Consider the following 24,842-nt stretch of genomic DNA (forward strand, 5'->3'; position numbering starts at 1 on the left):
GCGGCACGGCTCCCTGCGCTGCTAGCGGGGCAGCTTCAGGAAGGCGGTCCAGGCGGTGGGGGAGACCGTGAGGTGGGCGGTCGTGGGGGTCTTGGAGTCGCGGATGTGGATGGCGGTGGGTTCGAGGGCGACTTCGACGCAGGCGCCGCCCTCCTCACTGCTGTAGCTCGACTTGAACCACTCAAGCGTGGTATCGCTCATCGCTCTCCCAGAAGGCGGTCCAGCAGATCTCTCGTGTCCTCAGTGGTGAGGGCCTGAGTCCGCAGCATCGCATACTTCTGATTGAGGATCGCCACCTCGTCCGGATCCGCGATGAGTTGGCTGCCGCGCTGGTTCTCCGTGTAGGCCAGCCGCTGGTGTTCCGGGGTCTCAAGAAGAATGAACGGACCTGCGAGTCCGGCGTGTGAGGTCCGGCCGAGAGGCAGGATCTGGAGTGCCAGACCGGGCACGTCGGCGCACTGCCGCAGGTGTCGTACCTGTCCCAAGTGCACCTCGTCCCCGCCCAGATGATCCAGCAGTGCCGCCTCCCAGAGCACAAAGCTCAGGATCGGCGGCGTCCTGCGGTGCAGGATCTCGTGACGCTCGACGCGCGCCGCCACGAGTTGCTCGATCTCGTCCTTGTCGCAGACCGGCACCTTGTTGCGGAACACGGCCCGCGCGTATGCCTCCGTCTGCAACAAACCTGGCACCAGCAAGCTCTCGTACCACGAGATCACGGTCGCTTCCCGCTCCCGGTCCAGGTACTCCTCCGCCCACAACGGAACCAGATCCACCTCCGGCATCTTGCTCAACGCAACCGACAACGCCCCCTTGGTATCCAGGAATTCGTCGAACTGCTCCGCAAGATCCGGCTTCAGCGGTCGTCTGCCCTGCTCGATCGACGCGATCATGTCCTCGCCGACGACGAACCGCTCGCCCAGCGACCGTTGTGTGTAGCCGGCGGCCTGCCGGTGGAGGGCGAGCAGCGCGCCCACCATCTTCATCGCCGAGGCGTTCTTCCGTGCGCGTCGAACCGTGCCCATATGCATCATCATGGACACGGAGCGTGACTCCCGTCCCGGGAACATCGAAACTCGGTCATATGACTACCCGGCTGCTGATCTACACCCGCACCACCGACTACCGCCACGACTCCATCCCGGCCGCCGTCGAAGCCGTACGCGCGCTGGGTGACTTCGAGGTGGATGCCACCGAGGACCCCGCCGCCCTGGAAGCCCCGCTGGAGGCGTACGCGGCTGTCGTGTTCCTCTCCACCAGTGGGGAGGTGCTGACGCCCGCCGGGCGTGAGCGGCTCGCCGGGTACGTCGAGTCGGGCGGGGGGTTCGTGGGGGTGCACGCGGCGGCCTGTACCGAGTACGCGTGGCCGTACTACGGCGAACTCCTCGGCGCCCGCTTTGCCCGGCACCCGGAGTTCCAGCCCGGCAGGGCCGTGGTCGAGGACCGGGGGCATCCCGCGACCCGGCATCTGCCGGCCGTCTGGGACTTCACCGACGAGTGGTACGACTTCCGGACCAACCCGCGGGGTGCGGTCCGCGTACTCGTACGTGCGGACGAGGCGTCGTACGACGGCGGAGGGACGGGGGAGGACCATCCCCTGGTGTGGTGCCGGGAGCAGGGGGCGGGCCGGGTCTTCTACACGGCGCTCGGACACGCCGAGGAGGCTTACGCCGAGCCGGACTTCGTCGCCCACCTGCGCGGCGGAATCGGCTGGGCGGGCGGGGCGAGGCTCTGGCCGACGGCCGCTATGTAGCGGTCGGGTCGGACCAGCACGACAGGTGCTGCCGTGGTCAGTTCGGGCAGGTCCGTGAGTTCGTCGTCGGGCAGGAAGTGCACGGGGATTCCTGCCCATCGCGGGTCGCTGTGGTGCGGGTGTGTTTCGCCGGGGCGTCCCCGCACGACCCAGGACAGGCCGAGAGGGGAGAGGCGCTGATAGAGCCGTTCGCCGCTGCCGAGGCGGGGGTTGGGCATGCGGCGGCCTGCCGTGAGCGGGCCGCGGGCGCCACCAAGAGCTGACGAGTCGCTGCGGTAGGCGATGTCGAGCATGCCGACTCCGCGCCCGAACCGTGCCTGCACGGACGGACGGGCGAGGGCAGTCGGGGCGACGAGGCCGAGCAGCGCGCGGGGTATGCCCTTGCGCGTGGTGAGGACGCTGGTGGCGCGGGCGGTGCCGCGCACCATGGCATGGGCGACCGGCCGTCGTTCGGCCTCGTAGCTGTCGAGCAGGGCATCGGCCTGCGCCGGGCCCGTCCGCCGGGCGGCGGCGAGCTTCCACAGCAGGTTGTGGGCATCCTGCACCCCTGTGTTGAGCCCTTGGCCGCCGACCGGGCTGTGGATGTGGGCGGCGTCTCCGGCGAGGAAGACGCGTCCCTTGCGGTAGTGGTCGGCCAGGCCGTGGCTGAGCCGGAACTGGGACTTCCAGGTCACGTCGTGGCTGCCGAAGGCGATCCCCGACCGCTGTCGGATCAAGAGGTCGAGGAACTCTTCGCCGATGAGGACGGGCGTGTCCTGCCGGGCTTGCGGAACGTGGGCGATGATGCGCCATCTGCGGGGCTCGGGCATCGGCACGATCAGCAGCAGTCCCTCGGGGGCGAGAAAGGCGTGGCCTTCGTCTTCGGGGAGTGCTGCGGTGGTCTTGACGTCGGCCAGGACGAAGGTCGCGCCGGCGTCCGAGCGGTCCAGGGAGAGTCCGGCGTCGTCCCTCACGCGGCTGCGGCCGCCGTCGCAGCCGATCAGCCAGCGCGCGCGCACTGTCTCGTGCCGGCCCCCGGCATGCTCCAGGCCGGCCTGGACGTGGTTGTGGTCGTCGTGGATCTCATCGAGCGTCACCCCCCACTCGACCTTGCCGCCTGCTTGGTCGAGATGTGCCTCCAGGACGCGTTCGGTGGCGTACTGGGGGATCGACAGCCAGAAGGGGTAGGCGGTGTCACCCCATGGGAGGCCGAGCAGATCCACGCGTACGGGGCTGCGTCGCCGGGTGTGCACGTTGAGGGCGGCGAAGCGGGTGCCTTCGGCCAGGATCTGGTCGGCGACGCCCATGGTTTCGAAGACCTCCATGGTGCGGGCGTGGACGACCAGTGCCTTGGAGAAGGTGGAGCGGGAGGGTTTGCGGTCGACGATGCGCACGGTCAGGCCGTGGCGGATCGCTTCACAGGCGGCGGTCAGGCCGGTGGGGCCGGCGCCGACGATCAGCACGTCGACGTCGGTCCGGTGGCCCGCGTCCGGTTCGGCCCGCGGGCCGTCCTGGATGTGGAGGTCGTGCTCGTGTGCGGGTCCCAGGGACAACGGTCGTCTCCTTGTACGGGGCGGGTTCGGGACTTTGAGGAAGGGGGACAGGGGGGCAGGGGATTGACTCGGTGGGGTTCAGGGTCGTGTCCAGGCGGCCTCGGCGCCGCTGTGGCCGACGCGGACGATCTGCAGACTGCTGCCGGTCGCCGCCGCCAGGGCGAGGAGGATGAGCGCCGCGGCGGTGAGTCGGAAGCGGGCAGGGTGTTGTGTGCGCGGGGGGTGTGCGTCCCGACGGTTCAGCCAGAACAGGGCGGCGGCCGCCACGGTGAGGGCGCCCACCCAGGGGAGAAGGCCCTGGCCGAGGTCACCGTGCCGCTGTGTCAGGGCTGTCTCGTCGAGGCGCCGCGCGAGCGACTCGCCGGACTTGACGGTCACCGGGACCAGGGTCAGGGCCGTGAGGCTCAGCAGGAGAGGCAGCGGTCCCGCCCATACCCGGAACCGCGGCCACAGCGCGGCCAACGCGACGGCCACGGCGGCAGTGGGTACGACGACCACGGTGGCGTGGACGATCAGCGGGTGGGCGGGCAGGCCGAAGAGTCTGTCGAGCAACGGGTCCTCCGTCATTCCGGCCGCTGCTGTCCGCCGTGAGCCACCGGATCGAGGGAGACGGCGTCCTGCGTCCGGCCGACGGGACTGCGGCGCAACAGGACGGCCACGGCGACGGCGGTGACGACGGCGGTGATGGCGGCGCCGAGCAGGGCGGTGTGCAGCCCGGTGGTGAACGCGGCCTGAGCCTGGTGCAGGACCGTGCCGCCCGCGGCGGCGGCGCCGGCCAGCGACGACTCGGCCGCTTCGGCGACCTGCGGCGGGACGCCGGTCAGGTGGAGGTCGCTGCGGTAGGCGGCGGTCAGAAGGCTGCCGAGCACGGCGATACCCAGGGCGCCGCCGAGTTCGCGTGCCAGGTCGTTGACAGCGGAGCCGACGTTCTGCAGTTCCTTGGGCAGGGCGTCGGTGATGGCGGTGGTCGCCGGGGGCATCGCCAGCCCCAGACCGGCGCCCAGCGGAATCAGACCGGCAGCGAGGTGCCCGTACGTGCTGGCGCCGTCCAGGTGGGACAGGACGGCCAGACCGGCGCCGAGCATCAGCAGCCCCGCGACCCACGGGCCGCGCACCCCCAGGCGCTGGGCGAGCAGCGGGCTCAGCCGGGAGGCGGGGATCATCCCGAGGGGCATCGCCAGCAGGCTGAGCGCGGCGCTCAGGGCGCTGTAGCCGCGTACCAGCTGCAGGTACTGCATGATCACGAACATGAAGCCGAACAGGGCGAAGAACTGCAGCGTGAGGGAGAGCGATCCGGCCGCGAAGCGGCGGTTGCGGAACAGCCGCGGGTCCAGCAGCGGGTGTCGCCGGCGCAGTTCGTAGGCGACGAAGCCCGCGAGGACGAGCAGGCCGAGCGCGCTGCCGCCGACGGTCAGAGGATCGCTCCAGCCGTTCACCGGGGCCTCGATCACCGCGTAGACGAGCGCGCCGACGCCGGCCGCCGCCAGGACCGCGCCGACCACGTCGAGCGGTGCCGGACGGGATTCGGCCGACTCGGGCACGAACACCAGCGTTCCGGCCAGCGCGACCGAGGCGAGCAGCACGTTGAACCAGAACACCGACTCCCATGACCACCACTCCAGGAGCAGACCGGAGGCGAGCAGCCCCAGCACCCCACTGCCGCCGGCGACCGCCGCCCAGACGCTGACCGCCCGGGCACGCTGATCGCGCGGGAAGCTGCTGGTGATCGTCGACAGGGTGGCCGGCATGATCAGCGCGGCCCCCAGCCCCAGCAGCGCACGCAGCCCGATCAGCACGTTCGGGTCGGTGGCCAGGGCCGCCAGCACGGATCCGGCCCCGTAGAGCACCAGGCCGACGACGAGCGCCCGGCGCCGGCCGAACCGGTCCCCCAAGGCCCCGGCGGGCAGCAGCAGCGAGGCGAACACCAGGCTGTAGGCGTCGATGATCCAGGTCTGCTGGGTCTGGTCGGCGTGTGTGTGGCGTGCGATGTCGGGCAGCGCCACGTTGAGTGAGGCCATCGCGGCGACCACGGTCGCCAGTGCGAGGCAGGTGATCGCCAGGACAGCGCCCTGGCGTACGGCTCGGCCAGGAGCCTCAAGGACAGGCGGTCGCGGATCGGAGAGCACGGAGGTCGGTCCTTCGCTGCGGGAGCAGGTACCGGCACAGATTCACGCGGCCGCTCGTACAATCTCAACCATGATGAATTCCTCGGGGCGGGGCAGAAGGGCCGGGAAACCCGACACCCGCGCCCAGATCCTCGACATCGCCCGCCGACGCTTCCTCGAAGGCGGATACCAGGCGGTCACCCTGCGTTCCGTCGCCGCCGAGGCAGGTGTCGACGTCGCCCTGGTCAGCTACTACTTCGGCTCCAAGAAGGGCCTGTTCGGCGCGGCCCTCGCCCTGGCCGCCACCCCGGCGGAAACTCTCGCCCGCACCATCGAAGGCGACCCGGCGACCTTCCCCCAGCGCGCCCTGCACGACCTGCTCGCCTTGTGGGAGGACCCCGAATCGGGGGCCCCGCTGCGCGCACTGATTGCCGCCGCCACCCACGACCAGGCCATCGCCGGCCTGGTCAAGGAGGTGATGGAACGGGAAATGATCGACAAGATCGCCGCCATGCTCGGCGGTGCGGACGCCCGCAAGCGCGCCGGGGCGTTCTGTGCGCAGATCGCCGGCCTCGTCGTGACGCGCTACATCCTGCGCCTCGAACCCGTCGCTCCCATGACGATCGATGAAATAACCCGCATCTACGGGCCCCCGCTGCGCCTGGCGCTGCGCCGGCCTTCACACCACAATCCCCCGGCGCGGCATGCGTCTGCTCGGGGCCCGCTCGCCGGGGAGTGACTCCGCAGAGGTCTGCCGGGCTCGACGTCGGACTGTCCTCCTCGTTGACGCCGAGTCGAATGGGTGACGGGACCGGGTCATGCGCCCGTCCCCGCGGGCCGCGCGGCCGTGCTCGCCCGCCGGACCAGGCGGGTCGACAGTTCCGTACGCGTCCCCTCCGGGCGCTCGCCCTGCATCATCCGCACCAGCAGGCGCAGGCCCGCCGCCGCCATCTCCGACAGCGGCTGGCGCACCGTGGTCAGCGCCGGGGTGGCCCAGCGGGCCTCGGGCAGGTCGTCGAAACCGACCACGCTGATGTCGTCCGGCACCCGCAGCCCCCGCTCGGCCAGTGCCGTGTACACCCCGAGGGCCATCCGGTCCGAGCAGACGAACACGGCCGTCGGGGGCTCGGGCAGGTCCAGCAGTTCCAGCATGCGCAGCCGGGCGGTGGTCTCGTCGAAGCCCGCGTGCCGCACGTACTCCGGACGCGGGCGCACCCCGGCCGAGGCGAGCGCGGACCGGTAGCCGGCCACCCGGGCACTGCCGCACATCGTGCGCCGGTGCCCGGCGATCACGGCGACGCGCTCGTGTCCCAGCGTCAGCAGGTGCTCGGTCGCGGTCACCCCGCCCTGCCAGTTCGCCGCGCCGACCGACACCACGCCCGGCGGCGGTTCGTGCGCCGGGTCGATCATCACGTACGGGATGCGGTGGTGGTCGAGCCAGGCGTACTGCGCCGGGGACAGCTCGGCCAGGTTGAACAGCACTCCCGACGAGCCGCGTGCCGTCAGCTTGTCCAGCCAGCCGCGCTCCGGGCGGCCCGCCCGGGTCCGGTTGAGCCCGGCCGAGACCACGACCTCAAGGCCCGCCTCGTGCGCCGCTTCCTCCACCCCGTGCAGCACGGCGCCCGACCAGGAGCTGTCCAGGGAGTGCACGACGAGGTCGACCAGCCCCGGTGCCTTTGCCGTGTCGAAGCGGGGTCTGCGCACATAACCCAGCCGGTCCAGTGCCTCGGTGACCCGGCGGCGGGTCTCCGGCGCCACGTCCTCGCGGCCGTTGACCACCTTCGACGCCGTCGGCACCGACACCCCGGCCTCGCGGGCCACCACCGCCAGCGTCGGACCGGCCGCCACGCTCGCACCCCCGGCACGCGCCATCGCCGAACCCGCCTCTCCGGTCCGACCGAGGACCATCGAAAGTTGCGACCACAGAAAGCGCTTCCTACGATAGGTGTGGCTCAACTCGGCGTGAAGACATGGGAATTCGCGGGATCAAGGCGGGTCGGGCTTTCGCAACCTCGAACAGTGAGGGTGCCCGGCGGGCCGGAGAGGGGGCGGCGGTGTGCCGTCACCCGAACGGCCGTCCGTGGCCCCTCCGCACCGGAATACCGGAAGCCGATGTGATCCTCTTGTCTTACCGGTGTGAGACGGCACGCATGACCGGCCCGCACCGGTGTGCGAACGCGAGCGCGGGAGGAGCTGGTGGGCGGATGGCGGAGGACTCGGCGGGCCCCGTGGTCAGAACCCCCTACGGAGCGGTCCGCGGCAGGTACGAGCGTGAGGTCGCGGTGTTCCGCGGCATCCCGTACGCCGCCCCGCCCTTCGGGCCCCGCCGCTTCCGGCCTCCCGAGCCGCCCGAGCCCTGGGACGGTGTGCGCGACGCGGGCGCCTTCGGGCCGACCGCGCCGAAACCGCCGTATTCCGAAGTGTTCGCGCACTACCTCTCCGACCCCTTCGTGGGCGGCGAGGACTGTCTCAATCTGAACGTCTGGACCCCGCAGCCCGGCCCCGCGGCCCGGCTCCCCGTCCTGGTGTGGCTGCATGGCGGCGCCCTGACCAGGGGATCCTCGTCCGTGCCGGTGTACGACGGCCATGGCTTCGCCCGCGACGGCGTCGTCCTCGTCTCGGTCAACTACCGGCTCGGCGTCGAGGGCTACGGACTGTTCCCCGACTCTCCCCCCAACCCCGGACTCCGTGACCAACTGGCCGCGCTCGAATGGGTGTACGAGTCGATCGCGGCCTTCGGTGGCGACCCGGGCCGGATCACCCTGGCCGGACAGTCGGCCGGGGCCATCAGCATCGGGGCGCTGATAGCCGCGCCGGGCGCCCAGGGCCTTGTCCGCCGTGCCGTACTGCAGAGCGGACCGCCGGAGGCCTCGGAACGCGACAGCGTACGGCGGATGGTCCGCCGTATGGCGGCCCGGCTCAAGGTCCCCGCCACGGCCGAGGCCTTCGCCGCCGTCGACCGCGACCTGCTGCTGCGCACCCAGGCCGAGGTGGGGCGGCGGAGCAGCCCGGTCCTGGGCAGTCCCGCGTTCGGGATCGTCGTCGACGGCGACATCGTCCCGCGCGACCCGCTGGAGGCCCTGGTGGAGGGCGAGGCCGCGGGCGGCGTCGACCTGCTCATGGGCTGGACCCGCGACGAGTACCGGCTGTGGCTGGTGCCGGGCGGCCTCATGGACCATGTGGACCGGCTCGGGCCGGTGGCGCTCGCCGGGGCCATGGCCCGCTGCCACTGCGGCCACGAGGTGCCGCGCGGCTACCGCGCGCTGCATCCCGAGGCCGGCACCGCCGAGATCGTCGGCCAGATGGTCACGGACCATCTGCTGCGCCTCCCGATGCACCGGCTGGCGGACGCGCGTCCCGGATCGTCGTACGTCTACGAGTTCGCCTGGCCCTCCAACCTGCCCGGCCTCGGGGCCTGCCACGCTCTGGAACTCGGGTTCGTCTTCGACACGGGGCACGTCCCGGACTCGGCGAAGCTCGCCGGCGAGGGCGCGCCCAAGGAACTGTGCGACGCCATGCACGGGGCCTGGGTGCGGTTCGCCGACACGGGGGATCCGGGTTGGCGGCCGTGGGACTCCGAACATCCTGTCCAGATCTTCGGCGAGGGTGAACCGCACCTTGCATTCGGCCCGCGGGACGCCGAACTCGCCCTGTGGGCCGCGGCGGCGGCCGACAGCGACACCCCGGAGCCGAGCACCGTCAACGGCACACCGACACCCGCGCGCGCCGCGGAACTGGCGTCCGCGGTACGCCGCCTGCGCCGCTCGGTGGGGACCCGCAGGCATTGATTCGTCGACCGCCGGTCACCGGCGGCCGCGAGCGGGGAGCAGGCAGCGGGGCGCAGGCATCGGGCGGACGGCACGCCGCCGACCCGGGCGGGGGCAGGTCGGGTCAGACCGTCGCCAGCGCACGCGCAACCGACGTGATCGCCCGGGGGCCCACCCGGCAGCAGCCGCCGATCAGGTGGGCGCCCGCGTCGTGCCACGCCTTGACCTGTTCGGTGGTGAACGTGGCGCGGCCGGTCCAGGTGCGGGACTCGGCGTCCCAGGTCTCGCCGCTGTTGGGGTAGACGACGACCGGCTTGCCGGTCACCCGGGCCGCGGTCCCGATCGCTCGGTCCACGTCCCCGGGAGCACAGCAGTTGACGCCCACCGCGACGACCTCGTCCGCGTCGGCGGCCAGGGCGAACGCCTCGTCCAGGGGCTGACCTGCGCGGGTGCGGTCCCCGTCGATCGTGTACGACAGCCAGGCCGGCACACCGAGTCCGCGCACCGCCCGCAGCAGTGCCGTCGCCTCGTCGGTGTCCGGGACCGTCTCCAGGGCCAGGACGTCGGGCGCGGCCGCCGCCAGCACCTCCAGACGCGGGCGGTGGAAGCGTTCCAGCGCGTCGACGCTCAGCCCGTACCGGCCCCGGTACTCCGAGCCGTCGGCGAGCATCGCCCCGTACGGACCGACCGAGGCCGCCACCCACAGCGGGCGCGCGATCCCCTCGTCGTGGGCCTGCCGTGCCGCCTCCCGGGCCAGCTCCACGCTGAGCGCGAGCAGCCGGGCCGCCTCCGCACGATCGATCCCGCGCCGGGCGAAGCCCTCGAAGGTGGCCTGGTAGCTCGCGGTGATCGCCACGTCGGCGCCCGCCATGAAGTAGGCGAGGTGCGCCTCGGTGACCGCCTCGGGCTGCTCGGCGAGCAGCCGCGCCGACCACAGCTCGTCGCTCAGATCGTGCCCGGCGGACGCCAGCTGGTTGGACATGCCGCCGTCGAGCACGACGGTCCCGGTGACGAGGGCTTCGACGAAGCCGGGGGATGCTGCGGGGGTGGTGTTGCTGGTCATGTCACGACGCTAGGCCCTGTCGTCAAATCCCCGCCTGCCCGTCGACGCCATGCACGCCCTCTCGCCGCACCGGGCCCCGACCCAAGTACGTCCAGTACGAGGGCCGAGGCCCGGCACGCCGAGAGCACGCCCCCCCAAGCTCTCGGCTTCGTCGAGCAGGGGGACCCCCATGACGCCGCAAGGCCCGCCCTCCGGGCGGACGACGGGGATTTGACGACAGGACCTGGTCGAAACGGCGCCGGGCGATCATCGGCCGCTCGGTGTCAGCCCTGCGCCGCATGCCGCCCGCCCCTCCGCCGCCCCCTGTCCCGGGCGCGCAGGCCCGCCGGGAACACCAGGGCGCCCAGGAGGCCGGCTGCCAGGACGTACGGCCACCAGCCGAAGGCGTCGGCCGCGGTGTTCGCGCTCCTGGTGTCCACCGCCTTCGTGTCGGACTCGGCCCGGGTGGGCTGGTTCGCCGCGGGGCCGTGGCCGCCGTCGTCGGCGGTGAGGACGACGTCGTTGCCGTCGCCGCCCCGGTAGCTGATCCGGTAGACCGTGTCCACGAGTTTCAACCGGGCGCCCTCGCGCAGGCCGTCGAAGGCGCCGGTGGTCCGGGAGCGGCCCGTGTGGTCGATGACGGTGATCTCGTGGGCGGTATCCGTCCCGGCGGCGGACATGTCGAAGGACCCGGCCAGCCGGACCGCGCCCGCCACCTTCAACGGCTCGCCCCGCAGGACCAGTTGGCCCTTCGCGCGCTGGACGTAGTCCCCGGTCACCGTCAGCCCGCCCACCACGAGGCCGTCGTTCGTCACCGGACCCCGCACCGTGCCCTTGCCGGTGAGCGTCGTGGTGACCCGCAGCCCCGAGGAGCCCGCGTCCAGCCGCGCCCCCGCCGAGGTGAGCCGGATCGCCCTGCTGTGGGCGAGAGTTGCTCCGGAGCGCAGGGCGAGCGTGCCCCTCGTGACGGTCGTCGTCCCGGTGTAGGTCACCGCGCCGCCCGTGAGCGTGGTCGTGGCGGCGCCCGACTGCACCAGGGAGCCGCTCCCGCCGACGTGGCTCAGCCGCACGGGAGTCGTCGTGTTCCGCAGGAACAGGGTCCCGTCGTTCACGATCCGGCGCCGCGCGGTCCCCGTCAGCAGGGCACCGTCGCCGCCCTTCGCGCCGGACCCCAGCCGCAGCACGGCACCCTCCCGGACGGTCGTCGAGCCGTCGTAGTACTGCGCGGCCGCGAAGGTCACGTCGTTCCCGCGGGTCCCCGCGATCACGATGTCCCCGGCGCCGGGCGCGGCCAGGGTGTCGTGATATCTGCCGCCGCCGATCGGGGCGCCCAGGGTGACCGGGCCGTCGTAGTCGAAGGTGAGGCGGGAGCGCCGACCGCTCGCGATGTGCAGGTTGATGTACACGGTGTCGCGCGTGCCCGGCATGAAGATCCGGTGCGTGGTCCCGTCCCCCCACCGCACGTCGGCGCCCTCGATGTTGGTCCCACGCTTGTTCAACTGGTGTGGAATCGCCCGCCAGTTGAGGTCCGGGTCGCTGAGTGAGGGGTGGGTGTCGCCGCCCCGGTCGCTGTAGCTGTACTGCCCGGTCAGCACGACCTTGCTGCCGGGCCGTGTGTGGACGTTGACGTCGCTGCCGTAGGCGCGCTGGTAGAAGTCCTGCCGCAGGGTGATCGTCCGGTTCAGCGGGGTGTCGATGATCCACGAGCCCTGGTTGAGGATCGCGCGGGCGGCGGGCAGGGCCACCGGGAACTCCGGGCGGCCCACGGCCATTCCGGTTCCGTTGTCGATGACCCCGGAGAAGGGGTGGGTCCCGGCCAGGTCGAGCGTGCCCCACATGTTGCGCGGCTGGGTGACCAGCCCCGAGCCGCTGACGGTGCCGATGTTGAAGGTGCGGGTGAGGGACAGGCGGAGGGTGCCGTCGACCCGGATGTTGAGCTGGTTCAGCCGGTAGCCGGGGGTGGCGTAGGGGAAGTGGCCGATCAGGCCGGTGCCGCCGCCCGTGCCGTACTGGAGCGTCGCACCGCGTTCGACCGTGATGGCGGGCGGGTCGGGGTTGGACACGGTGGTGTACGGGTGGTTGCCGCCCTGGGTGCGCACCACCTGCCGCTGCCGGGACCCGGGCAGGGTGAAGTCGCTGTCCCTGGTGAGGATCAGTGTGCCGCCGCCGCGCACGGTGAGCGTGCCCCGGCCGTGCAACACGCCGTCGTACGTGGTCGTTCCGGACGGCACGGTGACCACCGAGTCGCCGGTGAGCGCCACGTCCCGGTTCGCGAGCACGTCGGCGGTGATGTCCCGGGTGCCGGCGGCTGCCGCCGGGGGAGCGGTGACCAGCAGGGCGGCGACCGCAGCGAGGGCGCCGGCGGCGGCTGTCGTGGTGTGGAGATGGCTGCGCACATCGTTGGAGACGGGGCGGGGCGAGGTCGATAACAGAAAATCGGGCAACGCTTGAAAGGGCTTTCTCCTCCGTCCCGTCGGACCCGTTGACCTCCTCGTGGCACGCCCCTACCTTTTCGGTGATCCCAACGTTCGCCATGACAAATGCCGTTCGCAGCCTCGAACATTGCCGGAGTGTGTGAGATGAGACGTGCGTACGCGATCCTGCTCGCCCTCTGTCTGGCGCTGATCGGCGCCCTGGCCACCGCCTCACCCGCCGCGGCCGCGGCCGGGACCGTCACCAACGGCTCCCAGTTCACCGACACTTCGGGCGCCGTCGTGCACGCGCACGGCGGCGGGGTGATCAAGGTCGGCGGCTACTACTACTGGTTCGGCGAGGACCGGAACTCCGACAACACCTTCCGGTCCGTGGACGCGTACCGCTCCACCGACCTGAGGACCTGGGAGTTCCGCAACCGCGTTCTGACGCAGTCCAGCGCCGCCGAGCTGGGCACCGCCTACATCGAGCGGCCGAAGGTCATCTACAACGCGGCCACCGGCAAGTTCGTCATGTGGATGCACAAGGAGAACGGTGTCGACTACAGCCAGGCCCGTGCCGCCGTGGCCGTCTCCGACACCATCGACGGGACCTACACCTACCAGGGCAGCTTCCGGCCGCTCGGCCAGTACATGTCCCGTGACCTCACGGCCTACGTGGACACCGACGGCACCGCGTACATGGTCTCGGCCGCCAACGAGAACTACGACCTGCACATCTACCGGCTCACCGCCGACTACACCGCCGTCGCCGGCCTGGTCGCCAACCCCTGGCCGGGCGGCCATCGCGAGGCCCCGGCGCTGTTCAAGCGGGGCGGCGTCTACTTCATGCTGACGTCGGGCGCGACCGGCTGGAACGCCAACCAACAGCAGTACGCCACCGCGACCTCCCTCTCCGGCCCCTGGACGGCCTGGACGAACATCGGCGACTCCACGGCGTACAACTCGCAGACCGCGTACGTCCTTCCGGTCACCGGGACTTCGGGCACCTCGTACCTCTACATGGGCGACCGCTGGGGCAACTCCTTCGGCGGCACCGTCAACGACTCCCGTTACGTCTGGCTGCCGTTGATCTTCCCGACGTCCACCTCGATGTCCATGTCCTGGTACCCGGAAGTCTCCGTCGACACGTCCGCCGGGACGGTCACCGGCACGGGCGCCACGTACAACACGCTGATCGCCCGGCACAGCTCCAAGTGCGCGGACGTACCGAGCCAGTCGCTCTGGCAGGGCGTGGCCATCAGCCAGTACACCTGCAACGGCGGCGCCAACCAGAAGTGGTGGTTCAAGGACCTGGGCACCGGCTACTACGAGCTGATGGGCCGGGGCAGTTCCCTGTGCCTCCGGGAGAACTCCACCAACGTCACCCAGGAGAACTGCACCGGCGCCACCACCCAGCAGTGGTCGGTGGTCACCTCCGGCTCCTATGTGAACATCAAGGCCAGGGCCACCGGCAAGTGCCTGGACGTCTCCGGCGCGGCCACCGCCAACTCCGCCGCGATCATCACCTACACCTGCAACGGAGGCACCAATCAGCAGTGGACCCGCGGCACCTGACCGGCACGTCGAGGACCGGAGCCGCAAAGGCGCTCGCATGACCCGGCCGATCGCGGGTAGGTGTGCGCCGTGGCGGCGGGACACGGAGGCCTGTGACAGAGGTGGCGCTATGACCGAGATCCCCGCGGAAGTCTTCGAGGCAGTGGCGCGCGAGGCCCTGCGGGATCTGGCCGGAGCGCCCGACCTCCGTGCGTGGGAAGCGCTGGCGGGCTGCGACGTGCTGATCCCCGCGATCGGCGGTGTCCGTTACGCACACGGCCGCGCCGAGTTCGTGCGGCTGGTGCTGCCGGTGGTTGAAAGCGTCCGCCGCGCCCCCGCGGTCATGGTCTTCACCTCGGAGAAGGCGCTGCTCAGGGCCTTCCCCCAGGTGCCCTGCTACCGACGTGTCACCCTGAACCAGCTGGCCGCTCATTGGCCGACGGACGAGGTGATGCTGGTCGTCGACGCGGGCGGCGAGAACTCGCTGACCCTGTCCGCCCCCGAGGCGCGGCGGCTGCTCGCCGGATGTCCCGTCAGGCCAGGAGATCCAGGGCATCGACCGACGTCCCCGCGCTGAGGAAGCCCGTCGTTCCCGAACCGCTCACCACGTTGATCTTCAGCACGTTGTACTGGCCGGTGTCCGTGCGCCAGGCGCTCGCCGGGATGCTGTAGGTGAAGGTGTGGTTGTTGCCCCGGTACGAGCCCACGGTCAGTGACCGCGTGCTCGGCTGGGTGGGCGGGGAGGGGATCGACGACGTCCAGGTGTCGTTGACGACGACCTGGGGCCGGCCGTTGGCGTAAGCGGTCGTCACGCCGATCCGCAGGGTGTGCGCGGCGGCGGCCTGGGCGGCGGTGAGCCTGAAGTACACCAGCAGGCCGCTGTTGACGTCCTTCCAGAGGTAGCAGGGGAACGCGGAGGTCTCCGTGCCGCTGCCGATCACCACGTTGCCGGTCCAGGACGCGGCACGGACGTCGGACGGATGCGCGTACGTCATCAGGTCCGCGTTCTTGAAGCCGCCCGGCGTTCCGCTCCAGTCGCCGATCCGCCAGATCGCGGTCGCGTTGCCCGGGTCGTTCGTCGAGGGGACGGTGATCGTGTCGAGTGTGGTGGTCGTGCCCGCGGACACCGTCACCGATGTGCTGTACACGGCCAGCTCGCCCTTGTAGACGGTCAGCGTGTACGTCCCCGGCAGCACACCGGCCACGGAGAAGTAACCGTCCGCGGAGCGCGCCGAACCCCAGTACTGCGCCGCCGAGTTGGCCAGCCCGACCGTGTAGGCGTACGCCGTGTTCCGCCCGGCGATGCCCACGCCCGCCACCCGGCCCCGGCCGCTCGCGGGGACATATCCCGAGATGCCCAGCCCATCCGCCCACGGGGTCGTCAGCGTGCCCGGGTACAGCGACGAGGAGGGCGCGCCGCCATCCGTGAACGCGATGACGTACGGGCCCTGGAGGCCGTAGCGCTCGGGCTCCGTCTGGTTCTCGCCGTAGTACAGGATCTCGTACAGCCCGCCGCCGTCCGCGCTCTGGTGTCGCAGCAGCGAGCGGTAGAACGGGCCGCCGGAGGCCTTCTCGTGGTTGCTGCGCACGATCCACAGGCCGACGCTTCCGGTGCTCCAGCCGAGGTGGGTGTAGTCCATCACGCGCAGCTTCGAGTAGTGCTTCGAGCGGGTCTGGCCGTCGGACTTCTCGAACACGTCCGAGGCCTCGATGGTGGTGGGCGCGTAGGTGTACGAGTCGGGCTCGTCGTTGAGGAACAGGCCCGCCCTGACACGCACGATGTACCGGGTCGCGCTGACGGACGAGTCCGCCTTGTCGGTCCACAGATAGACGTTGTTCTCACCGCTGCGGGCCGCGTAGTAGTGCTTGAGCGTGCCGTGCGTGACGGAGATCAGGATCGTCGAGCCGGACTGGGCGATGGTCACCGTGGAGGTGCCGAGGCCCGATTCGATGTGTGAGTTCTTGCCGCCGTAGCCCTGGTACTCGGTGCCCCGGTGGACCAGCGAGGTCAGGTCGCCGTTGGCCTTGCCGACTTTGAAGACGAGGCCCGCGCCGGTGTCGACGACGTAGTTCGAGCCGTCGTCGCTCCAGCCGAAGCCCGCGGCGGACGCGCTGCCCGCGAGCGGTCCGACGAGGGCCGCCGAGCCGGCGGCGGCCATGGTGCCGGCCAGGGTGCCGGCCACGAAGGTGCGGCGTCCGATCGGTCTGTTCGGTGATCCGGACATGGGGGTGCCTCCTTCGGGAGGTGTGGGGGTACCGGTGCTTCGCAGAGTGACAGTTGAATCGATTTCGCGAAAGGGCTTTCGCTGGCTTGGAGTTGGCAGTCTCGGGGAATTGGTCCAAGGTCTAGAAAGCGCTTGTCCATCGCGGTACGGTCCAGCCGCCAGGCCTTGTCGCCGTGACGGAGGAGCCACGAGTGAGACGATTCAGCGCCATGCGCATCGCCGTGCCGGCGGCGGTCATCCTGAGCACCGCCCTGGCGGCGGCGCCCGCCCGGGCCCATGGCCGGCAGCCGCCGCTCGGCATCGCCGACTGCACCGCCACCGCCTGCCACTTCGACGTGCCACCCGGCACCTACGACGTACGGGTCCGCCTCGGCGGCGAGGCCGCCTCCAGCACGAGCATCAACGGCGAGACCCGGCGCTCCCTCCTCCCCGAGACGCCCGCGGACGCGGGCCGGCAGGTCACCCGCAGCTTCACCGTCGACGTCCGTACCCCCGAGGGCGAACCGACCGGCGCCGACGGAACTCCCGGCCTGGACCTGGCCATCGGCGGCACGGCACCCGCACTGGCCGACATCCGCGTGACCCCGTCTCCCCACTCCCGCCGGATCATCCTCATCGGCGACTCCACCGTCTGCGACCAGCCCGGCGACCCCTACTCCGGCTGGGGCCAGCAGCTCCCGCAGTACCTCCGCAGAGGCATCTCCGTCGCCAACTACGCGGATTCCGGGGAAAGTACGGTCACCTATCTCCAGGACCCCCGGCTGTGGGCGACCGTCCAGCCGCTGATCCGCCCCGGCGACCTGGTCCTGATGCAACTGGCCCACAATGACAAGACGACGGACGGGGCGACGTACCGGGCGAATCTGGAGACACTGGTGGCGGGTGTACGGGAGATGGGCGGGGAGCCGGTCCTCGTCACGCCGATCGTGCGCCGCTGGTTCAACGCGGACGGCACGCTGAACAACAACACTGCCCTCCTGGTCAACGGCCTCGGAGTCGACCACCCGGCCGTCATCCGCTCCGTGGCCGCCGCCGAGGACCTCCCGCTGATCGACCTCACCGCGCGGACGAAGTCGCTGGTGGAGTCCCTGGGGGTGGAGGGCTCCAAGGCGCTGTACCTCTACAACGAGAAGCGGGACAACACGCACACCTCCCTACGCGGCGCCACGGCCTACGCGAGCCTGGTCCGCGAGGAACTTCTCGCCCTGCATCTGGTGCCGAAGGGCAAGGTGAGGGTGGGATGAAACCCCTGGGGCGTCCCGACCGGAACCGGGGCGCCCCAGGCCGGCCCCGCTGGAAGGACACACACCGCCGATGCACCTGCCCCAGCCCGACCGCACCCTGAGCCCGCGCACCGGATACACCCGCGCCCACTGGGAGGCCGCCGCCGACGCCCTGCTCGTCGCGGTGGAGCCGTATGCCACCGGGGACCGCGCCCTCTACCACCTCCCCGGTGACCACGAGAGCTGGTCGGGCCGCCTCTCCGACGGCCTGGAGGGATACGCCCGTACGCTGCTGCTGGCCGCCTTCCGCCGCGACGAGAACGCCCTCGGACGCTACGCGGACGGCCTCGCCGCCGGGGCCTCGGGTGTCTGGCCGCGCATCGAGGACCGCGGCCAGCCCCTGGTCGAGGCGGCCTCGATCGCCCTCGCCCTGCGGCTGACGCGGCCCCTGCTGTGGGACCGGCTGGACGAGCCCGTGCGCGAGCGGGCGGCCGCCTGGCTGGCCGACGCGCTCACCGCCGAACCCTGGCCCTGCAACTGGGAGTTGTTCCCGGTCACGGTCGGCGGGTTCCTCCAGGAGATCGGGTACGAGGCCGACGCCTCCCGCAAGGCCGTCGAGCGGGGCCTGGAGCGCATCGAGCCGTGGTACGTCGGCGACGGCTGGTACAGCGACGGCCCCGGCCGCGCCTTCGACTACTACAACGGCTGGGCCATGCACCTGTATCCGGTGCTGCACGCCTGGCTGGCGGACGACGCCGCGCTCCTCGACCTGTACGGCGGCCGGCTCGAACGTCATCTCGCCGACTACGCCCGGCTGTTCGGCGGCGACGGCGCCCCGATGCTCCAGGGCCGCTCCCTCACCTACCGGTTCGCGACGACGGCCCCGCTGTGGCTGGGCGCGCTCACGGGACGTACGCCCCTTGCGCCGGGGGAGACCCGCCGACTGGCCTCCGGCGCGCTGAAGTACTTCCTGGACCGCGAGGCCGTCGACGAGCACGGTCTGCTCACCCTCGGCTGGCACGGCCCCGACGAGGCGCTCCTGCAGGGCTATTCGGGACCGGCCTCCCCCTACTGGGCGAGCAAGGGCTTCCTCGGACTGCTCCTGCCCGCGGACCACGCGGTGTGGACGGCGGCCGAGGAACCGGGACCGGCCGAGCGGACCGACGCGGTGACCCCGGTCGCCGGAGCCAACTGGCTGCTCCAGTCCACGAGTTCGGACGGTGTGGTCCGGCTGCACAACCACGGCAGCGAGGACGTCCGCTACGACCCCTACTACACGCGGTTCGCCTATTCGACGGTCACGCGGCCGCTCGGTTCGCCGCCCGACAACGTTGTGATGGTGGGCGGGGACGCGGCCCGCACCGGCATCGTCCCGCTGGGTGTGGGGGAGGGCTGGGCTGCGTCCCGGTACACCACGGGGGGCGCCGGCGGCGGGACCGAGGTCACCAGCCTCGTGGTGGCCGAGGGTGCCGCGGAGGTGCGCGCCCATCTGGTGACCGGCGCGGCACCCGGGACCGATGTCCGCATCACCGGCTGGGTGCCGTGGCAGGACGAGCACGCCGAACTGGTGCCGGTCCACGGCCTGTCCGGCGACTTCGCCCTCTCCGGTACGACGGGCGACGGCCCGACCCTGTTCGTGGCCCTGGCCCGTCTCACCGGCGAACCGGACCCCCTGCCCCTCGGGGAGTTGGTCTCCGTCGAGGTGCGGGGGCCGTACGAGCTCAGCGTGAGCTGGGCCGGGGGCCCGGTCCGTCATTTCCGGTTCACGGCGTCAGACGGGCGATCCGCAGGGTCTTCGTGGTCGGTGACGCCCCGCTGAGTTTGGTGGCGTACGACGGGGTGACGGGAGCGTAGGCCCAGGTCAGGGAGCCGTCCTTGGCCACGGCGAGGTCACCGGTGATACGGGCGCTCACCACCTTGTCCGCGCCGACGAACCGGCCGTTCCAGTCGACGAGCCGTAGATGGGTGCCCGTGAAGGTGCCGGTGCAGGTGCCCGCGGCGCACTTGGCGTTCTTCAGGGACTCCCAGGACAGCAGCAGCTTGTCCTTGCCGTACGGGGCGAGATGCACGTCGACGTGCTCGGTGCCCTTGGTGTTCGACAGGGTAGATTGCCTTGCCGGGGCCAAAGTTGCGGTTCGTGAGGAAGGCGATCGCCACCTGGTGGGTGCTCGTCCTCGGCGTGACCGTCCAGCCGCGGCCGCTGGAGTCGGCCGGGTTCTTCTTGGCGGAAGCGGCACCGCGGGAGGCGAACGCGGTCGCGTATCTGCCGGTGGCGGACTTCACCAGGTCACCGGTGCGGCTGGGGAAGGTACCACCGCAGTACCCCGCCCAGCACTGCTCCCGCTGTACGACCGGGGCCACGTCCGGGGCGCCGATCCCGGTCGAGACGAACAGGCCCGAACGCCAGTCGTCGAAGCACAGGGAGGTGAAGGCGCCGGACTTCTCCGCGTGCAGGGCGATGCCCTCGTTGTGGCTGCACCCCCAGCCCCAACCGCCGCCGAGCTTGGCCCCTTGGGGCTCACGTACGACAGCTTGTCGCCGTAGTGCCCGTCCGCGAAGCCGCCCGCGCCGTGCACGACGAAGTAGGCGCCGTACTTGCTGCCGTTCCAGGTGAGCTGTCCGTCCAGCGTCGGGGCGGTGTCGTGGGAGGCGGTGCCGGTGAGCTTGGTGCTCCAGGTCTTCGTGCCGTTCGTGTAGCGGACGATCGCGGCCGCCGTCTCCTTCCACTTGTTGCTGTCGCAGACGCGGGTGAGCAGCGCGAAGCCGTTGTCGTGCGCGACCAGGCCGCCGAGCTCCTTGGCGCCCTTGACGACCGTGTCCGCACCCGAGCGCTTCCCGGCCGGGGTCAGTGGGGTGACATGGACGCCGTCCGAGGCGGGCCAGGCCACGCGCAGGGTGCCGTTGGGAGCCACCGCGGTGGCCGTACGGTTCCACTCGCGGACGTTGTTGTAACCCGCCGACAGATACGGGTACTTGGCAGGCAGAGCGACCGATGTACTGGTGACCGCGAGCGAGGCGGTGGTAGCGGCCCCGGCGGTGGCGTACCACGCCCCGGCGAGCAGACCGGCGGCCGCGAGGGCGCCGATGGCGGGCTTGCGCGCCACCCGGACACGGCGGTGACGTGTCGTGCGTTGTGCAGAAGTCATGCCTTCCGGTCGCCGCCGGCCCCGGAAAGGTTGTCGAATTCGTTTTCCCTTTTCCTCCGCACGCACCAGAATCCGACGCATGACTTCCAAGATCCGGCACGTGACGATCGACTGCGCCGACGCCTATGCGCTCGCCTCCTTCTGGTCCCAGGTACTGGGCGAGCCCGTGCACGAGGACGACCATCCCGGGGACCCGGAGGCACTGATCGAGGCCGCGGGACTGCTCTTCGTCACCGTGCCCGACCCCAAGACCGTCAAGAACCGCGTCCACGTGGACCTCCAGCCCCAGGACCACACCCGCGACGAGGAGGTCAAACGCCTGCTCGCCCTCGGCGCCACACTCGTCGACGACCGACGCCGGGAGGACGGCACGGGCTGGGCGGTACTGGCCGACCCGGAGGGCAACGAGTTCTGCGTGGAGCGTGGGGTGGCGGAGCGGGGAAAGTAGGTCCCGGGACGGTTCGGCGGGCGCCGGAGCGAACGGGGCGTGGCGTTTTGACCGGGCGCCGATGGCCAGTCATGAGTCGCCAGGGACCGCAGAGTGTGGCGGAGCGCCAACAGCAGGTGCGGGACAGTTCGGCAGGCGCCGAAGTGACCGGGGCCTAGCGTCTTCGTATGAGCGCCGACATCGCAACGGAGACACCCGCCGAGGTCATCATCGCCATGGTCGACCATGTGCTGGACCTGGCCGCCACCTGGACCGTCTGGGACGGTACGACCGCACACATCGACGACCGCGTCTACACCCCGCACAAGGCGATCCGTCGCACCGCGGACCATCTGATCGACCACCTGGCCGAGCTGGAGGCCCGGCTGGTGGGGCAGACACCCCAGCCGGACCACTGGCACGCCTCCGCGATCACGACTGCGGCGGACCTCGCCCCCTTCACTTCCGAGGATCTCGACGAGGCCCGCAGCCGGCTCGCGCGGCTCGCGCGTATCTGGGCGGACCGCCTGGACGCGCTGACCGACGAGCAGCTCGACGACTCGCCCGGCGCGGGCTGGAGCTTTCGCGAACTCGCCCACCACCTCGGGGGATCCCGGTACTACGCCGACGCCGTCGGGAGGCTCTCATGACCTCGTTCGGCGGTCTTCATCGCCCGGGCGAGCCCCTCTTCCTGCCCAACGCCTGGGACCATGCCTCCGCGGCCGCCCTCGCCGCGCGCGGCTTCGCCGCCATCGGCACCACGAGTCTCGGTGTCGCCGCGGCCGCCGGTCTGCCCGACGGCGCGGCCGCGACCCGCGAGCACACCCTCCGGCTCGCCCTCACCCTCGGGACGGAACCCTTCCTCCTCTCGGTGGACGCGGAGGGCGGATTCAGCGACGAGCCTGAAGAAGTAGGAGAGTTCGCACGGGAGTTGTGGGCCGTCGGAGCGGTCGGTGTCAATCTCGAAGACGGGCTCGGGGCCGTGGACCTGCACGCCGCGAAGATCGCCGCGGTCAAGTCGGCCGCGCCCGGGCTCTTCGTCAACGCGCGTACCGATACGTACTGGCTGGGCCAGGGAGAGGAGACCTTCCGGCGGCTGGACGCCTATCAACAGGCGGGTGCCGACGGTGTGTTCGTCCCCGGGCTGACCGACCCCGAGCGCATCGGCGCCCTGGTGCGGCACCTCCACGTCCCCCTCAACATCCTCTACTCGCCCGCCGGTCCCACCGTCCCCCACCTCACCGACCTCGGCGTACGGCGGATCAGTCTCGGCTCGCTGCTGTACCGGCGGGCGCTGGGCGCCGCGTTGGACGCCGTGGACGATATTGCGGCCGGGCGGGTCGTCGGCGGAACGACACCTTCGTACGACGATGTACGGGCCCTTGAGCGCCGGCCGGGGTGAGAGCGAGGGCACAGACCCGATCGGGCGATCCTGGTACGGCGGAAGCTTTCCTGGGTATCACACCCTTTGGACTCATCACCGGCGAGGGACCGAGGAACCATGGACATGGAGATCCCCGGCGAGAGGCGACTGGCGGCCGCCGTCGTGATGGACGAACGGGGCCGGGTCCTGCTGGTGCGGCGCAGTGAGCGGGAGCGGTTCCTGCCGTGCGTGTGGGGCGTGCCCTGCGGAAAGCTGGAGCAGGGGGAGAGCCCCCGGGACGGCGCCCTGCGCGAGCTGAAGGAGGAGACCGGGCTGCTCGGCGAGGTTGTACGCCGGGTCGGCCAGTCGTCCTTCGTGAGCGACTACCAGGGGCACGAGGTCAAGAACTGGCAGGACAACTTCCTGGTCAGGCCGTTGTCCCGGCAGGTCGTCCTCCCCGAGCGGGACCAGGAGTGCGCCTGGCTGACGCCGGACGAGCTGTCGTCCGTCGACATCGACGCGTACAACCTGGACGTCGTACGCCAGGCCCTCACGAGCTCCTGAGCAGTTCCGCCAGAGCGCCGAGCGCCGTCAGATAGCCGGGCACGTCCATCGGTTGCTTGACCACCGCGCCCGGTGCGGTCCGGCCGCCGTGAACACATCGGTGTGGCGCCGCCGTCCGGCTCCAGTCGCCAGGAACAGCGTCACCGTGGGCGCGTCCGTGTCGCACCATGCGCGGTGCAGGGTGTGGGCCGGCAGGGCGTAGGAGCTGCCCGCCGTGTACCGCGCCGCCTGCGTCAGCCGTAGCCGGGCCGGACCGGTGCGCTCCAGCATCCAGTCCGCCGACCGCTCCGCCAGGGTCTCCTCGTAGCGGTCCGCCGTGATTCCGCCCGCGCCGTCCGCCTCGTACAGCTCCATGGCCAGCCGACCCCGGACGACGTAGGAGGCGAGCGGGGAGCGGTGGTTGTGGATGTCCTCGTCGGCGCCCGTGCCCGGGTGCCAGAGGTGGGCGCGCAGCATGTGCCGGGGGCCGCCGTCGATCAGCAGCAGTTTGTCGAAGCCGAGGACGTGCCGATACGACAGCCGGGCGCAGCCCTCGGGATCGCCCTCGCCCGAGGCGAGTTCCGCGACCAGCTCCAACAGCCGCTCCGGAGCGCCGAGTTCGGCAATCACCGACCGGGCCGCGGCCACCGTCTCGTGCTCGGTCAGCTCACCGTCCAGTGCCTCGGCCAGCAGCCGCCGTGCCGTCAGGATCTGCCGACCGCCCATGCACCGCCCTTTCGCGTTCCGTCGACTTCCTTCTCCCTGTGAGCCTGAGCGCTCAGGTATTCGGCTGATACATCCATACGGCATGGGCCCGCAGCGCCGAAAGGCCTTGATGGGTCATCCACATCGGCTGGTGCAGATCCTCCGTTGCGGCCAGGGTGGTGCCGTCCCCCGGTCCCGGACCATATGCCGTCCGTCGGTCCCGGCCACACCGCAGCCGCCGCACCGTTCAGAGTCAGCAGCGCGCGCAGAACCCAGGCCGCGGTGAAGTGCCGTACGTTCGGCACCTTGTGGTGACCGGAGTCGTCCGGGTGCGGTCTGCGGACCTCCTCCCGCACATTGGCCAGGTCCGGGCAGCCGTCGTGAGCGGCGGCCGGGCAGGCCAGCAGCCAGCGGATGCCGTCCTCGCGGGCGGAGCGTGCCGCGGAGCCCTCGCCCAGGACGCGGGCCACCCGGTCGAGGGCGACCACGGCCTGTGCGGTGTGTGCCGGGGAGGGCCGGGCGGCGGGCGAGGGCCAGGGCAGCGGCGACAGCCGGTGACTCCAGCAATGGCGGTGCCGGCGGTCGGGGTCGCCGAGCGCACCGGCGATCAGGGCGTCGCGCAGCACCGGGATCGCCGCGGACCCGGGCGAGGCGCGCAGCAGCCCGCGCAGCACGGTGGTGACGACATGGGTCAACGCCCGCCCGACGCGGTCCAGTTCAGGGGTGAACCCGGCCTCACAGCGCGCCACCTCCGAGGCGAGGCGCTCCCCGGAGACGCCTGCCCGGGCCAGCGCGCCCAGCACCAGGGCGGTCACCTCCGGGCGGGACCTCGACCCCTGTGAGCGTGCCGACCAGCCGCCGTCCGGCAGCCGCACCCGCCACAGGGTCTCCACCAGCTCGCCCGTGCGCAGACGTCCGTCGGGCACACCGAGGTCGAGCATGAGGTGCAGGCCGTACGCGGTGCCCACCGAGGTGGGCCGGGCCGTTACCTCGTGCGGTTCGGAGCGCCTGGAGCATGCCGATCAGGACGAAGCCGACGCAGGACG

General features: G+C 71.4%; 23 protein-coding genes and 1 pseudogene. 11 read left to right on the forward strand and 13 right to left on the reverse strand.

The window, feature by feature from the left end; genetic code table 11:
* Positions 1-21 precede the first annotated feature (21 nt).
* Together ACFY1J_RS06340 and ACFY1J_RS06345 are read right to left on the reverse strand one after the other, a co-directional pair.
* Positions 22-201, reverse strand: coding sequence for a DUF397 domain-containing protein (locus ACFY1J_RS06340; protein WP_390730770.1), 180 nt, complete (start codon positions 199-201; stop codon positions 22-24).
* The gene (locus tag ACFY1J_RS06345; protein ID WP_390707602.1) at positions 198-1,022 is read right to left on the reverse strand and encodes a Scr1 family TA system antitoxin-like transcriptional regulator; all 825 of its coding nucleotides are present in this window, start codon (positions 1,020-1,022) and stop codon (positions 198-200) included. The genes ACFY1J_RS06340 and ACFY1J_RS06345 overlap by 4 nt, the downstream gene beginning before the upstream one ends.
* A 59-nt stretch (positions 1,023-1,081) precedes the next feature.
* Here ACFY1J_RS06345 and ACFY1J_RS06350 point away from each other — a divergent pair, with 59 nt between their 5' ends.
* On the forward strand, positions 1,082-1,750 hold the full coding sequence (locus ACFY1J_RS06350) for a ThuA domain-containing protein (protein ID WP_390730771.1): 669 nt from the start codon (positions 1,082-1,084) through the stop codon (positions 1,748-1,750).
* On the opposite strand, the gene ACFY1J_RS06355 is transcribed toward ACFY1J_RS06350, so the two are convergent.
* The 3 genes from ACFY1J_RS06355 to ACFY1J_RS06365 all read right to left on the reverse strand — a co-directional run bounded on the left by ACFY1J_RS06355 (position 1,663) and on the right by ACFY1J_RS06365 (position 5,408).
* Entirely contained in the window at positions 1,663-3,282 is a 1,620-nt protein-coding gene (locus ACFY1J_RS06355; RefSeq protein ID WP_390707320.1) for an FAD-dependent monooxygenase, read from the reverse strand. The two genes, ACFY1J_RS06350 and ACFY1J_RS06355, sit on opposite strands and share 88 nt — an antisense overlap.
* Before the next feature lie 78 nt (positions 3,283-3,360).
* The gene (locus ACFY1J_RS06360) at positions 3,361-3,834 is read right to left on the reverse strand and encodes a hypothetical protein (protein WP_390707319.1); all 474 of its coding nucleotides are present in this window, start codon (positions 3,832-3,834) and stop codon (positions 3,361-3,363) included.
* 11 nt (positions 3,835-3,845) lie between these two features.
* On the reverse strand, positions 3,846-5,408 hold the full coding sequence (locus tag ACFY1J_RS06365) for an MFS transporter (RefSeq protein WP_390730772.1): 1,563 nt from the start codon (positions 5,406-5,408) through the stop codon (positions 3,846-3,848).
* 70 nt (positions 5,409-5,478) lie between these two features.
* Between ACFY1J_RS06365 and ACFY1J_RS06370 the strand changes: the two genes are divergently transcribed.
* Positions 5,479-6,126, forward strand: a complete 648-nt coding sequence (locus tag ACFY1J_RS06370; RefSeq protein ID WP_390707317.1) for a TetR family transcriptional regulator — start codon at positions 5,479-5,481, stop codon at positions 6,124-6,126.
* Between the two features lie 77 nt (positions 6,127-6,203).
* Here ACFY1J_RS06370 and ACFY1J_RS06375 read toward each other — a convergent pair whose 3' ends face one another.
* A complete protein-coding gene (locus tag ACFY1J_RS06375; RefSeq protein WP_390730773.1) occupies positions 6,204-7,259 on the reverse strand; it encodes a LacI family DNA-binding transcriptional regulator in 1,056 nt (351 codons plus the stop codon).
* Positions 7,260-7,591: 332 nt separating this feature from the next.
* Here ACFY1J_RS06375 and ACFY1J_RS06380 point away from each other — a divergent pair, with 332 nt between their 5' ends.
* Positions 7,592-9,175 (forward strand): carboxylesterase/lipase family protein, encoded by a 1,584-nt coding sequence (locus ACFY1J_RS06380; protein WP_390707315.1) that lies wholly within the window; start codon positions 7,592-7,594, stop codon positions 9,173-9,175.
* 103 nt (positions 9,176-9,278) lie between these two features.
* Here ACFY1J_RS06380 and mmuM read toward each other — a convergent pair whose 3' ends face one another.
* Both mmuM and ACFY1J_RS06390 read right to left on the reverse strand, forming a co-directional pair.
* Positions 9,279-10,217 (reverse strand): homocysteine S-methyltransferase, encoded by a 939-nt coding sequence (gene mmuM / locus ACFY1J_RS06385; RefSeq protein ID WP_390707314.1) that lies wholly within the window; start codon positions 10,215-10,217, stop codon positions 9,279-9,281.
* 263 nt (positions 10,218-10,480) lie between these two features.
* Positions 10,481-12,592, reverse strand: a complete 2,112-nt coding sequence (locus tag ACFY1J_RS06390; protein ID WP_390730774.1) for an autotransporter — start codon at positions 12,590-12,592, stop codon at positions 10,481-10,483.
* Positions 12,593-12,775: 183 nt separating this feature from the next.
* On the opposite strand from ACFY1J_RS06390, the gene ACFY1J_RS06395 reads away from it, so the two are divergent.
* Both ACFY1J_RS06395 and ACFY1J_RS06400 read left to right on the forward strand, forming a co-directional pair.
* Positions 12,776-14,185 carry an RICIN domain-containing protein gene (locus ACFY1J_RS06395; protein WP_390707312.1) on the forward strand — a complete coding sequence of 470 codons (1,410 nt, stop codon included), beginning with the start codon at positions 12,776-12,778 and terminating at the stop codon, positions 14,183-14,185.
* A 109-nt stretch (positions 14,186-14,294) separates the two neighbouring features.
* Complete coding sequence (locus ACFY1J_RS06400; protein WP_390730775.1) at positions 14,295-14,741, forward strand: SseB family protein; 447 nt, start codon at positions 14,295-14,297, stop codon at positions 14,739-14,741.
* On the opposite strand, the gene ACFY1J_RS06405 is transcribed toward ACFY1J_RS06400, so the two are convergent.
* Positions 14,698-16,389: a rhamnogalacturonan lyase B N-terminal domain-containing protein gene (locus ACFY1J_RS06405; RefSeq protein ID WP_390730776.1), complete on the reverse strand. Its 1,692-nt coding sequence runs from the start codon at positions 16,387-16,389 to the stop codon at positions 14,698-14,700. The two genes, ACFY1J_RS06400 and ACFY1J_RS06405, sit on opposite strands and share 44 nt — an antisense overlap.
* Positions 16,390-16,580: 191 nt before the next feature.
* Between ACFY1J_RS06405 and ACFY1J_RS06410 the strand changes: the two genes are divergently transcribed.
* Complete coding sequence (locus ACFY1J_RS06410; protein ID WP_390730777.1) at positions 16,581-17,633, forward strand: rhamnogalacturonan acetylesterase; 1,053 nt, start codon at positions 16,581-16,583, stop codon at positions 17,631-17,633.
* Positions 17,634-17,703: 70 nt separating this feature from the next.
* Positions 17,704-19,431, forward strand: coding sequence for a DUF2264 domain-containing protein (locus ACFY1J_RS06415; protein WP_390707308.1), 1,728 nt, complete (start codon positions 17,704-17,706; stop codon positions 19,429-19,431).
* Here ACFY1J_RS06415 and ACFY1J_RS06420 read toward each other — a convergent pair.
* Both ACFY1J_RS06420 and ACFY1J_RS06425 read right to left on the reverse strand, forming a co-directional pair.
* Positions 19,376-19,738 carry a hypothetical protein gene (locus ACFY1J_RS06420; protein WP_390707307.1) on the reverse strand — a complete coding sequence of 121 codons (363 nt, stop codon included), beginning with the start codon at positions 19,736-19,738 and terminating at the stop codon, positions 19,376-19,378. The two genes, ACFY1J_RS06415 and ACFY1J_RS06420, sit on opposite strands and share 56 nt — an antisense overlap.
* Positions 19,739-19,891: 153 nt before the next feature.
* A complete protein-coding gene (locus tag ACFY1J_RS06425) occupies positions 19,892-20,716 on the reverse strand; it encodes a hypothetical protein (RefSeq protein WP_390707306.1) in 825 nt (274 codons plus the stop codon).
* 121 nt (positions 20,717-20,837) lie between these two features.
* Between ACFY1J_RS06425 and ACFY1J_RS06430 the strand changes: the two genes are divergently transcribed.
* From ACFY1J_RS06430 to ACFY1J_RS06445, 4 genes are all read left to right on the forward strand, one after another.
* Positions 20,838-21,206 (forward strand): VOC family protein, encoded by a 369-nt coding sequence (locus ACFY1J_RS06430; protein ID WP_390707305.1) that lies wholly within the window; start codon positions 20,838-20,840, stop codon positions 21,204-21,206.
* A 167-nt stretch (positions 21,207-21,373) separates the two neighbouring features.
* Positions 21,374-21,835, forward strand: a complete 462-nt coding sequence (locus tag ACFY1J_RS06435; RefSeq protein ID WP_390707304.1) for a hypothetical protein — start codon at positions 21,374-21,376, stop codon at positions 21,833-21,835.
* Positions 21,832-22,587 carry an isocitrate lyase/phosphoenolpyruvate mutase family protein gene (locus ACFY1J_RS06440; protein ID WP_390707303.1) on the forward strand — a complete coding sequence of 252 codons (756 nt, stop codon included), beginning with the start codon at positions 21,832-21,834 and terminating at the stop codon, positions 22,585-22,587. The genes ACFY1J_RS06435 and ACFY1J_RS06440 overlap by 4 nt, the downstream gene beginning before the upstream one ends.
* Positions 22,588-22,686: 99 nt before the next feature.
* A complete protein-coding gene (locus ACFY1J_RS06445) occupies positions 22,687-23,112 on the forward strand; it encodes an NUDIX hydrolase (protein ID WP_390707302.1) in 426 nt (141 codons plus the stop codon).
* Here the strand turns inward: ACFY1J_RS06445 and ACFY1J_RS06450 are convergent.
* Positions 23,099-23,817, reverse strand: a pseudogene (locus ACFY1J_RS06450) (hypothetical protein). The gene ACFY1J_RS06445 and the pseudogene ACFY1J_RS06450 overlap by 14 nt on opposite strands.
* Positions 23,796-24,764 carry a hypothetical protein gene (locus ACFY1J_RS06455; RefSeq protein ID WP_390707300.1) on the reverse strand — a complete coding sequence of 323 codons (969 nt, stop codon included), beginning with the start codon at positions 24,762-24,764 and terminating at the stop codon, positions 23,796-23,798. The pseudogene ACFY1J_RS06450 and the gene ACFY1J_RS06455 overlap by 22 nt, the downstream one beginning before the upstream one ends.
* Positions 24,765-24,842: the final 78 nt, after the last annotated feature.

The sequence above is a fragment of the Streptomyces sp. NPDC001406 genome, assembly GCF_042895285.1.
GTDB lineage: Bacteria > Actinomycetota > Actinomycetes > Streptomycetales > Streptomycetaceae > Streptomyces.

Coding starts and splice junctions, on each gene's coding strand:
- ACFY1J_RS06340 (WP_390730770.1), bottom strand. CDS start 201: ATGAGCGATACCACGCTTGAGTGGTTCAAGTCGAGCTACAGCAGTGAG.
- ACFY1J_RS06345 (WP_390707602.1), bottom strand. CDS start 1,022: ATGGGCACGGTTCGACGCGCACGGAAGAACGCCTCGGCGATGAAGATG.
- ACFY1J_RS06350 (WP_390730771.1), top strand. CDS start 1,082: ATGACTACCCGGCTGCTGATCTACACCCGCACCACCGACTACCGCCAC.
- ACFY1J_RS06370 (WP_390707317.1), top strand. CDS start 5,479: ATGATGAATTCCTCGGGGCGGGGCAGAAGGGCCGGGAAACCCGACACC.
- ACFY1J_RS06375 (WP_390730773.1), bottom strand. CDS start 7,259: ATGGCGCGTGCCGGGGGTGCGAGCGTGGCGGCCGGTCCGACGCTGGCG.
- ACFY1J_RS06380 (WP_390707315.1), top strand. CDS start 7,592: ATGGCGGAGGACTCGGCGGGCCCCGTGGTCAGAACCCCCTACGGAGCG.
- mmuM (WP_390707314.1), bottom strand. CDS start 10,217: ATGACCAGCAACACCACCCCCGCAGCATCCCCCGGCTTCGTCGAAGCC.
- ACFY1J_RS06395 (WP_390707312.1), top strand. CDS start 12,776: ATGAGACGTGCGTACGCGATCCTGCTCGCCCTCTGTCTGGCGCTGATC.
- ACFY1J_RS06400 (WP_390730775.1), top strand. CDS start 14,295: ATGACCGAGATCCCCGCGGAAGTCTTCGAGGCAGTGGCGCGCGAGGCC.
- ACFY1J_RS06405 (WP_390730776.1), bottom strand. CDS start 16,389: ATGTCCGGATCACCGAACAGACCGATCGGACGCCGCACCTTCGTGGCC.
- ACFY1J_RS06415 (WP_390707308.1), top strand. CDS start 17,704: ATGCACCTGCCCCAGCCCGACCGCACCCTGAGCCCGCGCACCGGATAC.
- ACFY1J_RS06430 (WP_390707305.1), top strand. CDS start 20,838: ATGACTTCCAAGATCCGGCACGTGACGATCGACTGCGCCGACGCCTAT.
- ACFY1J_RS06435 (WP_390707304.1), top strand. CDS start 21,374: ATGAGCGCCGACATCGCAACGGAGACACCCGCCGAGGTCATCATCGCC.
- ACFY1J_RS06440 (WP_390707303.1), top strand. CDS start 21,832: ATGACCTCGTTCGGCGGTCTTCATCGCCCGGGCGAGCCCCTCTTCCTG.
- ACFY1J_RS06445 (WP_390707302.1), top strand. CDS start 22,687: ATGGACATGGAGATCCCCGGCGAGAGGCGACTGGCGGCCGCCGTCGTG.